11 protein-coding genes and 3 pseudogenes are annotated in these 12,067 nt (G+C 74.8%); 6 read left to right on the top strand and 8 right to left on the bottom strand.

Features of this window, described 5'->3' with window-relative positions; genetic code table 11:
* Positions 1–134 precede the first annotated feature (134 nt).
* The 5 genes and pseudogenes from BJF88_RS03535 to BJF88_RS03520 all read right to left on the bottom strand — a co-directional run bounded on the left by BJF88_RS03535 (position 135) and on the right by BJF88_RS03520 (position 3,323).
* Entirely contained in the window at positions 135–839 is a 705-nt protein-coding gene (locus BJF88_RS03535; RefSeq protein WP_075827777.1) for a hypothetical protein, read from the bottom strand.
* Positions 836–1,090 carry an acyl-CoA carboxylase epsilon subunit gene (locus BJF88_RS03530; protein ID WP_075827776.1) on the bottom strand — a complete coding sequence of 85 codons (255 nt, stop codon included), beginning with the start codon at positions 1,088–1,090 and terminating at the stop codon, positions 836–838. Before BJF88_RS03530 ends, BJF88_RS03535 begins: the two co-directional genes overlap by 4 nt.
* On the bottom strand, positions 1,087–1,236 hold the full coding sequence (locus BJF88_RS23010) for a hypothetical protein (protein WP_369824472.1): 150 nt from the start codon (positions 1,234–1,236) through the stop codon (positions 1,087–1,089). Before BJF88_RS23010 ends, BJF88_RS03530 begins: the two co-directional genes overlap by 4 nt.
* A complete protein-coding gene (locus tag BJF88_RS03525) occupies positions 1,233–1,637 on the bottom strand; it encodes a hypothetical protein (RefSeq protein ID WP_369824471.1) in 405 nt (134 codons plus the stop codon). The genes BJF88_RS23010 and BJF88_RS03525 overlap by 4 nt, the downstream gene beginning before the upstream one ends.
* Positions 1,638–1,680: 43 nt before the next feature.
* Positions 1,681–3,323: pseudogene (locus BJF88_RS03520) on the bottom strand (acyl-CoA carboxylase subunit beta).
* Positions 3,324–3,543: 220 nt separating this feature from the next.
* On the opposite strand from BJF88_RS03520, the gene BJF88_RS23005 reads away from it, so the two are divergent.
* Genes BJF88_RS23005 through BJF88_RS03510 form a run of 3 tightly spaced genes read left to right on the top strand, consistent with a single transcriptional unit; the run spans position 3,544 to position 5,597 of the window.
* Positions 3,544–4,098 (top strand): biotin--[acetyl-CoA-carboxylase] ligase, encoded by a 555-nt coding sequence (locus BJF88_RS23005; RefSeq protein WP_369824470.1) that lies wholly within the window; start codon positions 3,544–3,546, stop codon positions 4,096–4,098.
* 23 nt (positions 4,099–4,121) lie between these two features.
* On the top strand, positions 4,122–4,487 hold the full coding sequence (locus BJF88_RS23000; RefSeq protein WP_369824469.1) for a hypothetical protein: 366 nt from the start codon (positions 4,122–4,124) through the stop codon (positions 4,485–4,487).
* Between the two features lie 9 nt (positions 4,488–4,496).
* Entirely contained in the window at positions 4,497–5,597 is a 1,101-nt protein-coding gene (locus BJF88_RS03510) for an adenylate/guanylate cyclase domain-containing protein (protein ID WP_255371718.1), read from the top strand.
* Between the two features lie 29 nt (positions 5,598–5,626).
* On the opposite strand, the gene BJF88_RS21090 is transcribed toward BJF88_RS03510, so the two are convergent.
* Complete coding sequence (locus BJF88_RS21090; protein WP_255371717.1) at positions 5,627–6,052, bottom strand: SOS response-associated peptidase; 426 nt, start codon at positions 6,050–6,052, stop codon at positions 5,627–5,629.
* Between the two features lie 50 nt (positions 6,053–6,102).
* A pseudogene (locus BJF88_RS21085) lies at positions 6,103–6,390 on the bottom strand (SOS response-associated peptidase family protein); the annotation flags it as partial.
* A 200-nt stretch (positions 6,391–6,590) separates the two neighbouring features.
* Between BJF88_RS21085 and BJF88_RS03500 the strand changes: the two are divergent.
* A complete protein-coding gene (locus BJF88_RS03500; protein ID WP_075827803.1) occupies positions 6,591–7,826 on the top strand; it encodes a multidrug effflux MFS transporter in 1,236 nt (411 codons plus the stop codon).
* Positions 7,827–8,045: 219 nt separating this feature from the next.
* Complete coding sequence (locus BJF88_RS03495; RefSeq protein ID WP_075827775.1) at positions 8,046–9,287, top strand: LCP family protein; 1,242 nt, start codon at positions 8,046–8,048, stop codon at positions 9,285–9,287.
* Between the two features lie 23 nt (positions 9,288–9,310).
* Here BJF88_RS03495 and BJF88_RS03490 read toward each other — a convergent pair.
* A pseudogene (locus BJF88_RS03490) lies at positions 9,311–10,525 on the bottom strand (pyridoxal phosphate-dependent aminotransferase); the annotation flags it as partial.
* 254 nt (positions 10,526–10,779) lie between these two features.
* Here BJF88_RS03490 and BJF88_RS03485 point away from each other — a divergent pair.
* Positions 10,780–12,066, top strand: a complete 1,287-nt coding sequence (locus tag BJF88_RS03485) for a CpaF family protein (protein ID WP_075827774.1) — start codon at positions 10,780–10,782, stop codon at positions 12,064–12,066.
* Position 12,067 lies beyond the last annotated feature (1 nt).

Genomic DNA, 12,067 nt, shown 5'->3' with positions numbered 1-12,067 from the left:
CGGCGTCGATCGCCGTGGGCGTGCGGTGCGCGCGACCGTCCGTCGCGGGGTCCGAGGCGGGGCGCGGTGCGGGAGAGGGGGGTGTGCTCACGCGCACGAGGGTAGCCCGCACCACCACCGGCACGGACCCCGGGTCACGCGTCGGCGTCGGCGTCGGCGCCGTCGGCGGGGGGACGCATCGCGTCCAGGACGTCGTCGGCCCACGTGCGGTGGTAGCGCACGAGCAGCACGCCCGTGGCGTCCTCGTCGTCCGCCGCGTGCCAGACGGCGAGCGGGTCGCCCGGGCGCGGCCCCGCCACACCGGCGGGGACGGTGACGCGCACCGGCCGCGCGAGCGGTGTCCCCGACGTGGGGACGACGGTGAGCGTGCCGTCCTCGGTCCGCGCGGACCCGGTCACGTCCGGCACGGACCCGGCCGGGTCCGCGCCGGCGCTCGCGGCGCCGCGCGCGGGCGCCGGCGTGAACGTGGCCGTCGCCTGCACCGGGGCGTCGAGCACCGCACGGCGCCCCCGCGCGAGAGCCGCCGCACCCCGGTCGTCGAGGTAGCGCACGAGCGCGAGCAGCGCCGTCACGAGGAGGCCGAGCGTCGCGGCGACCACGACGGCGTCCGGCACGGGCCAGCCGCGACCGGGGGCGAGCCGCTGGTACACGACGAGCCCGACCGTCGGGACGAACGCGACCGCCCAGGACCACCGCCGCCAGAACGCGAGGGGGGCAGGGTCGGGCAGCGCGACGGGCGGCGACTCCACGGCGCCGGGGCTCTGGGGCAGCTCGACGAGCACGGAGCGCACGGGCAGGCGCGAGACGCGCGCGGGGCCGGTGGGCGTGCCGGCGCTCACGAGCGCAGGCTCCAACGCCAGGCGTCGGCGTTGTGGCGCCCGGAGCGTCCGCCGAAGCTCTTCGCGGTCGCGCCACCGCCCGTCCCGCGCAGGCCCCGGACGCGGTTCGTCCACTCGTCGACCGGCGCCACGTCGTCGGGCACGTCGGCCGCGGCCGCCGCGGCGGCCAGCCCCGCGACGAGGGCCGCGACCTCGATCTCGTCCGGGGTGCCGCGCACGACGCGCACGCTCGGCCCGTGGTCCGGGCTCATCGGTCGTCCCCCGTCCCGTCGTCTCCCTCGTCGTCGTCCGCGTCGTCGAACGCGTCGCCGCGCGACGCCGTCCACTCGACCACGTCGAAGCCGGACTCGACGAGCCGCTGGACGACCGCGGTGCCCGCCTCGTCGAGCAGGCTCACGACGTCGTCCAGACCGACGTCCGCCGTCCGGGTCGGCGGGGCGACGACGAAGCGAGGTAGAACTCCTCCGCGACCGTGTCGTGGGGGGCCGCGTCCCCGGCGTCCTCGTCCGCCCCGTCGGGATCCGGCTCCCACACCGACGACGTCAGGTCGGGATGCATGCCGAGCGCGTCGTGCAGCGCGTCGAAGAGGCGCGCGTTGTTCGCGCCGACCCGCTGCTCGAGCGCGAGGATGCGCGGGTCCTCGTCGGCCTCGTGCGCCCCGAACTCCGCGCGCACGCCGACGGCGGCCTCCACGTACTCGTGCAGCGCCGCCGCGAGCGCGTCGACCGCGGCGTGCATGGGCGCCGGGTCCACCGCACCGAGCGGGGCGGGCCCGTGCGTGGCGTCCTCGTGGCTCATCCCTGGTTCCTCCACGTCCTCGCCGACCTCCAGCTGCTCGCCGTCACAGGGGGATGTTGCCGTGCTTCTTCGGCGGCAGGCTCGCACGCTTGGTGCGCAGCGCGCGCAGCGCCCGCACGACCTGCACGCGGGTCTCCGACGGGCGGATCACCGCGTCGACGTAGCCGCGCTCGGCCGCGTCCCACGGGTTGACGATCGCGTCCTCGTACTCGGCCACGAGCCGGGTGCGCTCCGCCTCCACGTCCTCGCCCGCGTCCGCGACGCGCTTGAGCGTGGCGCGCTGGAGGATGTTCACCGCGCCGCCGGCGCCCATGACCGCGACCTGCGCCGTCGGCCACGCGAGGTTGACGTCCGCGCCGAGCTGCTTGGACCCCATGACGATGTACGCGCCGCCGTAGGCCTTGCGCGTGATGATCGTGACGAGCGGGACCGTCGCCTCCGCGTACGCGTAGATGAGCTTGGCGCCACGCCGGATGATGCCGTTCCACTCCTGGTCGGTGCCCGGCAGGAAGCCCGGCACGTCGACCAGCGTCAGCACGGGGATGTTGAACGCGTCGCACGTGCGCACGAACCGCGCCGCCTTCTCGGCCGCGTCGATGTCGAGCGTGCCCGCCATCGACAGCGGCTGGTTGGCGACGACGCCCACCGCCTGGCCCTCGACGTGCCCGAACCCGACCATGACGTTCTTCGCGAACAGCGGCTGCACCTCGAGGAACGCGCCCTCGTCCAGCACGTGCTCGACCACGGTCCGCATGTCGTACGGCTGGGAGTCGGAGTCCGGGACGAGCTCGTCGAGCTCGAGGTCGACGTCCGTCACGTCGAGCGGGGTGTCCTCGGGCGGGAACGACGGCGCGTCCGAGAGGTTGTTCTGCGGCAGGTACGACACGAGGTGGCGCACGTAGTCGATCGCGTCGTCCTCGTCCGCGCCCATGTAGTGCGCGACCCCGGACCGCTCGTTGTGCGTCAGCGCACCGCCCAGCTCCTCGAACCCGACGTCCTCGCCCGTCACCGCGCGGATCACGTCCGGGCCGGTGATGAACATGTTCGACGTCTGGTCGGCCATGACGATGAAGTCGGTCAGGGCGGGGGAGTAGACCGCGCCGCCCGCGCTCGGGCCCAGGATCAGCGAGATCTGCGGGATCACGCCCGACGCCGCCACGTTGCGGCGGAAGATCTCCGCGAACTGCGTCAGCGCCGCGACGCCCTCCTGGATGCGCGCGCCGCCGCCGTCGCTGATGCCGATCAGCGGCACGCCCGTGCGCAGCGCCAGGTCCTGGACCTTCGTGATCTTCTGCCCGTGCACCTCGCCGAGCTCCCGCCGAACACCGTGAAGTCCTGGCTGTACACGCACACCTGACGACCGTCGATCGTGCCGTGCCCGACGACGACCCCGTCGCCCGCGAGGCGCTTCTTCTCGAGGCCGAAGTTCACGGAGCGGTGCTTCGCGAACGCGTCCAGCTCGACGAAGCTGCCCTCGTCCAGCAGCGCCTCGATGCGCTCGCGCGCCGTCTTCTTCCCGCGTGCGTGCTGCTTCGCGCGCGCCGCCTCCTCCGGTTCCGTCGTCGCCGCGGCCCGGCGGCGGTCGAGGTCGGCGAGCTTCGCGGCCGTCCCCGCGAGGGGAGCCGCGTCCGGGGCGCCGGAGGCCGTGGCGGTGGGGGCGTCTGTCGTGGCGGAGGACTCGGTCACACGGTCGAGACTAGTTGGTGGGAGGGACCAACTCGATGCGGTCGTCGCCAGCGGAGTGCGGGTCGCCGTTGGCGGGTCCCCACAACGCGCGTCGGTCTCGGGGGTGCTGGGCCGCCGAACCCCGGGTCGTCCACCGTTCGGCGGCCGTGGTGGTGCGCAACCCGGGGTTCGGCGGCGGGCCGACGGCGCCGTCGGCCCTCGCGTGGGCGAGGATGGCGGGATGGTGACGTTGCCCGACGGCGAGACACGGTCCGACGACGCGCGCGTTCCGCACGACGCGACGCGGCCCGCGTTGCGGGCGGAGTTCCTGCGCGAGCTGCTGGTGGCGCCCGCCGGGCCGCTCGGGCGGCTCGAGGTCGTCGAGGAGTCCGCGTCGACGAACGGCGAGCTCGCCCGCGCCGTCGCGCAGGACCCGCCGGCGTGGCCGGCGCCCGCGCTGCTCGTCGCCGAGCACCAGGGCGCAGGGCGCGGACGCCTCGGCCGCACGTGGACGACGCCGCCCCGCGCCGCGCTGCTCGGCTCGCTCCTGCTCCGGTCCGACGTCCCCGCCGAGACGCTCAGCTGGCTGCCGCTGCTCGCCGGGCTCGCGACGGTGCGGGCCCTGCGTGCGACCGCGAGCGTGGACGCCGTCGTCAAGTGGCCCAACGACGTCCTCGTCCCCGACGCCTCCGGGGACCCGTCCGGTCCTCTGCACGGAGGTCTGCGCAAGGTCGCGGGGATCCTCGCCGAGGTGCTGCCCGACGGCGCGGTGGTCGTCGCGTCGGGCTCAACGTGACGCAGGGCCGGGACGAGCTGCCCGTGCCCACCGCGACCTCCCTCGCCCTCGCCGGGGCCGCGACCACCGACCGCGAGGTGCTGCTCGTGGCGCTCGCCGAGGCGTTCCACGAGGTGATCACCCGGTGGCAGGACGCCCACGGCGACGCGCGTGCAGCGGGCCTCGACGCCGACTGCGCCGAGGTGTGCGCGACCCTCGGCGCCCGCGTGCGCGTCGAGCGCGTCGACGGCGACGAGGTGCTCGGCGCCGCCGTCGCCCTCGCACCCGACGGCGGGCTCGTCCTCCGGCACGACGACGGCACGACGAGCGTCCAGCGCAGCGGCGACGTCCACCACCTGCGCGCCGACGACCGGACCGACGACCAGCCCGAGGGCCACGCCCCGTCGTAGGATCGCCGGGTGCCCGAGGAGAACGACGCCGTCGACCTGCCCCGCACGCAGGACGTCCCCGACGCCGTCCCGTCCGGCAGCCCGGAGGACGCCGCCGGACCGGCCCCCGGCGGCACCGAGGCCGCGCTCGACGAGGCCCTGCTCGGAGGGCCCCGCACCCTCACCGTCGACCGCCTCGCCGAGCGCGCCGGCGTCGACGTCGCCCGCGTGCGCGACTACTGGCAGGCGCTCGGGCTCCCCGTCACCGAGGGCGAGGTGCCCGCGTTCACCGAGAAGGACGCGCAGGCGCTCTCCGCCGTGCACGCCCTCGCCGAGGAGGAGGCGCTCGACGACCGCGCGCTGACGACGCTCATCCGGTCGACGGGCCACACGACCGAGCGGCTCGTGCTGTGGCAGGTCGAGGCGCTCGTCGAGCACGTGACGCGGCGCTTCGACCTCGACGACACGAGCGCGCGCCTCCTGGTGCTCGACCGACTGCCCGACCTCGCGCCGGTCCTCGAGCAGCAGCTCGTGCACGCGTGGCACCGGCAGCTCGCGGCCGTCGCCGGACGGTTCGCCGTCGAGTTCTCCCAGGCACGGTCCACCGCCGTCGACGAGCACGAGCTCCCGCTGCCGCGCGCGGTCGGGTTCGCGGACATCGTCGCCTTCACGCAGCGCACGCGCGGCCTCGGGTCGAGCGAGCTCGCCGAGTTCGTGCAGCTGTTCGAGACGAGCGCGCGCGACGTCATCACCGCGGCGGGCGGGCGGGTGGTCAAGACGATCGGGGACGCGGTCCTGTTCGTCGCGGACGACGTCGTCACCGGGGCGCGGGTCGCGCTCGGCCTCGCCGAGGCCGGGGGACGGGCGGAGGACGTCGACGTCCCGCCCGTGCGCGTGAGCCTCGTGTGGGGACGGGTGCTGTCCCGGTTCGGCGACGTCTTCGGCCCCAGCGTCAACCTGGCGGCGCGCCTGGTGGACATCGCGGAGCCGGCGGCCGTGCTCGTCGACCGGGACACGGCGGGTCTGCTCGCCGACGACACGCGCTTCGCGCTCACCGCCCAGCCGGAGCGCGAGGTCCAGGGCCTCGGCACGATCGAGCCGGTCCGCCTGCAGCGCGCCTACCGCGGCTGAGCGACTGCCCGCAGCCGACCGGGGACGCGTCAGACGGCCTCGAGCAGCCCGGGGCCGTCGTTGCTCACCGTGTTGACGAGGGTCGAGACCTCGCGCGCCGCCATCGGCACGTCGCCGTGCGGTCCGCCCAGCCGCAGCAGACCGGCGGCGCCCTCCGCGTCGACCGCCGGGTCGAGCCACGCGTCCCACGCGTCCGGGGGCAGGACGAGCGGCATGCGGTCGTGGATCTCGGCGAGGTCCGGCGCCGCGTCGGTCGTGACGATGGTCGTCGAGACGAGCCAGCGGTCGGGGTCGTCGTCCGCCTTCGTGCGGTCGCGCCAGAACTCGTAGAGCCCCGCGAACGCGGCGCTCCGACCGTGCTGCGGGGTGATGTAGTACGGCTGCTTGGGTGTCTTCCCCGGCGCGGCCGGGACGCGTCGCCCGCGGGGGACGCGGCGTCGGGCAGCGGGCGCCACTCGTAGTAGCCGTCCGCGGGGACCAGGCAGCGCCGGACGGCGAACGGCTTGGCGAACGCCGGCTTGTCGAGGACGGACTCCGCGCGCGCGTTGATCATCCGGGCTGCGCCGGCCGGGCTCTTCGACCAGGACGGCACGAGCCCCCAGCGTGCGATCCGCAACGAGCGCCGGACCTCGCCCGTGTCCTTCGCGGCGCGCTCGACGACGATGCGCACCGGGTCCGTCGGGGCGAGGTTCCACGACGGCGGGAGCAGGCGGGCGTCGTCGGCGATCTCCGCGACGGCGAACTCGTCCGCGAGGTCCTGGGCGTCCCGGAAGGAGGCGTAGCGTCCGCACATGCTCCCAGCGTGCCGCAGGCCGCCCACACGGGGCCCGGCGCGGACGCCGCTGCGCGGAGGCGCGCGCCGCTCGAGGACGACGCGCGCCGCTCGAGGACGACGCGCGCCGCTCGAGGACGACGCGCGCCGCTCGAGGACGAGAGGCGGATCACGTCGCCCCAGGCGACCGTTTTCGATGTCGAATCGTTACGATGGGGGTCATGCCCTCTTCGTCGGTCGACACAGCCCTGCCCAGGACCAGGTCGTCGGCCAAGTGGGTGCTCCTGCTCGGCGCCCTCGCGACGCTGCCCGCGCTGACGGTCGACATGTACCTGCCGCTCCTGCCCGAGGTGGGGGCGGAGCTCGGCGCGCCCGACTCGCTCGCCCAGCTCACCCTGTCGGGGATGCTCGTCGGCGGCGCCGTCGGCCAGCTCGTCATCGGGCCGCTGTCCGACCGGTTCGGCCGTCGCCTGCCCGTGGTCGTCGGGCTGTCTCTGCACGTCGTGACGTCGCTGCTGTGCGCGCTCGCGCCGAACATCGGGCTGCTCGTCGCGCTGCGCGTGCTCCAGGGGTTCTTCAACGCGTCCGCGTCGGTGGTCGCGATCGCGGCCATCCGCGACCGCTTCACCGGGTCGGACGCCGCACGCATCCTCTCGCGGCTCATGCTCGTCATCGGTCTCGCGCCGCTCCTGGCACCGACGCTCGGCTCGTTCATCGGGGCGCACGCGACGTGGCGCGCCGTCTTCTGGGTGCTCGCCGCCGCGGGCCTCGTGCTCGGCGCGATCGTGCTCCGGTGGATGCCCGAGTCGCTGCCCCTCGAGCGTCGACGGCCCGCGGGGGCGCGGACCGTCCTGCGCGGCTACGGCAGCCTGCTGCGCGACCGGCACTTCGTCGCCCTCGCCGTCCTGCCCGGGCTCGGTCAGGCGGTGCTCATGAGCTACGTCGTGGGGTCGCCGTTCGTGCTCCAGGAGGGCTTCGACCTCAGCCACGGCCAGTTCGCGCTGCTGTTCGCGATCAACGGCGTCGGGCTCGTCGTCTCGGCGCAGGCGAACGCCGCGCTCGTGCGGCGGGTCGCGCCGATCCGGCTGCTGCGCACCGCGCTCGTCCTGCAGGGCGTCTTCGCGACCGGCCTCGTCGTCGTCGCCGTGACCGGCGCGGGCGGGCTCGTAGGTCTCCTCGTCGCCCTGTGGCTCGTCCTGGCGCTCCAGGGCCTCATCCCCGCGAACGCCTCGGCGCTCGCCCTCACGCGGCACGGGGAGATCGCCGGCACCGCGGCCGCCGTCATCGGCGCGTTCCAGTCCGGCGTCGCCGGGCTCGTGAGCCCGCTCGTCGGCTTCCTCGGCGGCGACGCCGTCGCGATGTCCGGCGTCATGCTCGGCGCGGTGTGCACGTCGCTCCTCGTCCTCGGGCTCGCCACGCCCGCCTTCCGCAAGGGCGGCTGGCACACGCCGGTGTGACGCCCGCCGGGCGCACGCGCGCCCGTCCGCGGCCCGTGCCCGGGAAGTCACGGGAGTGATCTTCGCGCGGCCTTCACGGAATCGGCGTGGTGTCGCGCGGTCGTCTGCGGGTCGACCCTCTACCCTGCGGGGGTGCCATCGACCAGACAACCGTCCGCGCACCGTCCCGCGGTCGGTCCTCACCATGCGCGCCGACTCGCCTCGCACCGGGTCGCGCGGGTGGTCGGCCTGGTCCTCACGGGTGCCCTGACCTTCGTCGCCGTGGGTGCCGGCGCCGTGTACCTCGACCTCAAGTCGCAGATCACCGTGAGCGACGTGTCCGACCTCGTCGTCGGCGGGCCCGCGGCGGAGCCGCCCGAGGACCCCGACGACCCGTTCGCCGGGCGCGCGCTCAACGTCCTCGTCATGGGCACGGACTACCGCGACGCCGAGAACGCCGCCATCGCTGGTGAGGAGGGGGGCATGCGGTCCGACACCACGCTGCTCGCGCACGTGTCGGGCGACCGCACCCGCATGGAGGTCGTGTCCATCCCGCGCGACTCCCTCGTCCCGCTGCCGGCGTGCAAGCTCCCGAACGGCTCCATGTCCTCCCCCCAGCGCAGCGCGATGTTCAACTCGGCGTTCGAGATCGGTTCCGGCGGGGTCGACGACATCGACCACGCCGCCGCGTGCACCATCAACGCGGTCCAGGAGCTCACCGGCGTCCCCGTCACCAACCACGTCGTCGTGAAGATGAGCGGCGTGATCGGCGTGGTCGACGCGCTCGACGGCGTGACGATGTGCTTCCCCGAGCCGGTCATCGGAGGCAAGCACTCGCCCGGGCTCAACATCCCTGCCGGCGAGCAGACGCTGGACGGGCGGACGTCCATCGACTTCCTCCGGGCGCGCGGCGGCCAGGGGATGGGGCTCGAGCTCGGCAGCGACCTCGCTCGCATCCAGCGTCAGCAGGCCTTCATCGACTCGATGATCCGCGAGATCCTCGACAAGAACCTCATCACCAACTCACCGCAGCTCTACGGCCTCATCCAGGCGGTGCTCGGCTCCATCAGCGCCGACCCCTCGATCGCCGATCCGACCGCGCTCGCGGGGCTCGCCTACAGCCTGCGGAACATCAGCACGTCCGAGATCGTCTTCACCGAGCTGCCCGTGGCGACCGCGCCCAGCGACCCCAACCGGGTCGTGTGGACGTCGGAGGCCGACGCGATCTGGGAGCGCATCGCCGCGGACGAGCCGCCCCCCGGCCACGAGGAACCGGCGGACCCGCGCGACGACGCGACCGCGCCCGGCTCCGGCGAGGAGCAGCCCGCCGACGGCGCGGAGACGGCCGCGGACCCCGCTCCGCCCGCCGACGGCACGGGCGACGACGCGGGCACGACGGACCCGGGCACCGACGCCGGCACCGGGGAACCCGCTCCCGAGCCGACGCCGACGGAGACCCTGCTCCCGGGCGTCTGCGGCTGACCGGACGGGTCAGGCGCGGCGCAGGCGGGCGAGCGCTCGACGGCGTCGCGGAGCACGTCGTCGCGCTTGACGAACGTGAACCGCACGCGCGACGCGAGGGCCCGGGCCGTCGGTGAGCCGGGCGTGCAGAACGCGCTCACCGGGACGCCGACCACGCCGGCGAGCTCGGGCAGCGCGCGGCACAGGGCGACGCCGTCGTCGTGGCCGAGCGGGGCGCCGTCGGCCACGACGAAGTACGTGCCCTGCGGCACCACGACGTCGAACCCCGCCGCCTCGAGACCGGTGCACAGCAGGTCGCGGCGCACCGCGAGGGAGTCGGCGAGGGCCCTCGGCGTCTCGTCGTCGGCGAGGGCGTCGGCGATCGCCGGCTGGAACGGGGCGCCGGATGCGTAGGTGAGGAACTGCTTGACCGTGCGCACGGCCGTGACGAGCGGCGCGGGGCCGTGCAGCCAGCCGACCTTCCAGCCGGTGAACGAGAACGTCTTGCCGGCCGACGAGACGGTGATCGTGCGCTGGCGCATGCCGGGCAGCGTGGCGATCGGGACGTGCGGGGCGTCGTCGTACGTCAGGTGCTCGTAGACCTCGTCGGTGACGACGACGGCGTCGTGGCGGCGTGCGACGGCGGCGATCGCGTCGAGCTCGTCGAGTGTGAGGACGGTGCCGGTCGGGTTGTGCGGCGAGTTCACGAGGATGATCCGCGTGCGGTCGGTGACCGCGGCGCGCAGCGCGTCGACGTCGAGGTGGAAGCGGTCGCGGCCGGGGACCAGCGGGACGGTGACGTGGCGCGCGCCGGCGAGTGCGATGCCGGCCGCGTGGGAGTCGTAGAACGGTTCGAGGGTCACGACGTCGTCGCCCGGTCCGGCGAGCGCGAGCAGCGTGGCGGCGATCGCCTCGGTGGCGCCCGTGGTGACGAGCACCTCGGTCTCCGGGTCGGGGTCCAGGCCGTAGTGGCGGAACTGGTGGTCGGCGACCGCGTTGCGCAGCGCGAGGACCCCCGGGCCGGGCGGGTACTGGTTGTGCCCGTCCTCGATCGCCCGCTGCGCCGCGTGCTTGACGGCGGCCGGCCCGTCGACGTCGGGGAAGCCCTGCCCGAGGTTGATCGCGCCCGTGCGGCGCGCGAGGTCGGTCATCTCGGCGAAGACCGTCGACGCGACGTGGCCGTCGGGGGAGAGCAGACCGGTCGCGCGCGCGGCGTCCCGCCAGCGGCCGGGCGGGAGCGGTCCGGTCTGCGGTGCCATGCGCCGACCCTACCGGCCGTCGCCGACCTGCCATCGGTCCTGGTCGGTCGGGCTCGCCGCGCCCGACGGCGCGCGTCGTGGGCGCTCATCATGTGGGACGAGACGCGCCCGGGACCGGCGGAATCCTGCCGATCGGTCGCCGTTGTCCACAAGGGCACTTCTGCGCTGATGCTCCGATGCCCTACTGTCTGGCGTCGTTCGTCCAGATTCCGGCGCGCAGCTGCCGGCCGAACGGGAGCGAGGTGGACGCGCGGATGTCCGTCGACGCGCACGGGATCGCCGTGCTCGAGAGCGAGGTGCGCGAGCTCGTCCGTCGCCGCGGGGTCGACCCGGCACGCGACCGGGCGGCGGTCGACCGCCTCGTGCGCGACGCGGTGGCCGACTACGAGACGCGCAGCGCGCTCGGAGCCGTCACGCCGCTGGCCGACCCGACGGCGGCCGGACGGGCGGTCGTGGACGCGGTCGCCGGCCTCGGACCGTTGCAGCAGTACCTCGACGACCCGGAGATCGAGGAGATCTGGATCAACAGCCCGCAGCAGGTCTTCGTGGCCCGCGGCGGGGTCTCCGAGCTCACCACCACGATCCTCACCGCCCAGCAGGTGCGCGACCTCGTCGAGCAGATGCTGCGCTCCTCGGGCCGCCGGCTCGACCTGTCCAGCCCGTTCGTCGACGCCGCGCTCCCGGGCGGCGAGCGGCTCCACGTCGTCATCCCCGACGTCACCCGGGAGAGCTTCGCCGTCAACATCCGCAAGCACGTCGTGCGGGCGTCGCACCTCGACGACCTCGTGCGCCTCGGGTCGCTCACCGCGCAGGCGGCCGCCTTCCTCGACGCGTCGGTCCGCGCCGGCCTGAACGTCCTCGTCGCGGGAGCGACGCAGGCCGGCAAGACGACCATGCTCAACGCCCTCGCCGGATCGATCCCGGCGACGCAGCGCGTCATCACGTGCGAGGAGGTGTTCGAGCTGCGCTTCGCGGTGCGCGACATCGTGTCGATGCAGTGCCGGCAGCCGAGCCTCGAGGGGACGGGGGAGATCCCGTTGCGTCGCCTCGTCAAGGAGGCGCTGCGCATGCGCCCGGATCGGATCGTCATCGGCGAGGTGCGTGAGGCGGAGAGCTTCGACCTCCTGATCGCTCTGAACGCCGGAGTTCCCGGGATGTGCACGATCCACGCCAACTCGGCGCGGGAGGCGCTCGCCAAGATGTCCACGCTGCCGCTGCTCGCGGGGGAGAACGTCTCGGACCGGTTCGTGGTTCCCACCGTCGCGTCCGCCGTCGACCTCGTCGTGCACCTCGGGGTGGACGTCGACGGGCGGCGTCGCGTGCGCGAGATCCTGGGCGTGCCGGGACGCGTCGAGGAGGGTGTCGTCGAGGCGTCGGAGCTGTTCGTCCGCTCCGGCGACGCCCTGGTCCGGGGCGACGGCTACCCGCCGGCGGCCGATCGGTTCGCGCGTGCCGGCATCGACCTCGCCGCGCTGCTGCGGCCCGAGGCGGGGTACGAGCGTCGTGCCCTGGCCGACGGCGCGTGGTCGGGGGTGCGCTGAC

This window comes from Cellulosimicrobium sp. CUA-896 (genome assembly GCF_001942335.1).
GTDB lineage: Bacteria > Actinomycetota > Actinomycetes > Actinomycetales > Cellulomonadaceae > Cellulosimicrobium.
Note: the sequence above shows the minus strand (reverse complement) of the source record. Positions and strands in the feature narration are given on the sequence as shown.

What these genes read in the sequence shown, in the direction of transcription:
- BJF88_RS03485 (WP_075827774.1), top strand. Translation starts at nt 10,780, where the DNA reads ATGTCCGTCGACGCGCACGGGATCGCCGTGCTCGAGAGCGAGGTGCGC.
- BJF88_RS03500 (WP_075827803.1), top strand. Translation starts at nt 6,591, where the DNA reads ATGCCCTCTTCGTCGGTCGACACAGCCCTGCCCAGGACCAGGTCGTCG.
- BJF88_RS03525 (WP_369824471.1), bottom strand. Translation starts at nt 1,637, where the DNA reads ATGAGCCACGAGGACGCCACGCACGGGCCCGCCCCGCTCGGTGCGGTG.
- BJF88_RS23005 (WP_369824470.1), top strand. Translation starts at nt 3,544, where the DNA reads ATGGTGACGTTGCCCGACGGCGAGACACGGTCCGACGACGCGCGCGTT.
- BJF88_RS03530 (WP_075827776.1), bottom strand. Translation starts at nt 1,090, where the DNA reads ATGAGCCCGGACCACGGGCCGAGCGTGCGCGTCGTGCGCGGCACCCCG.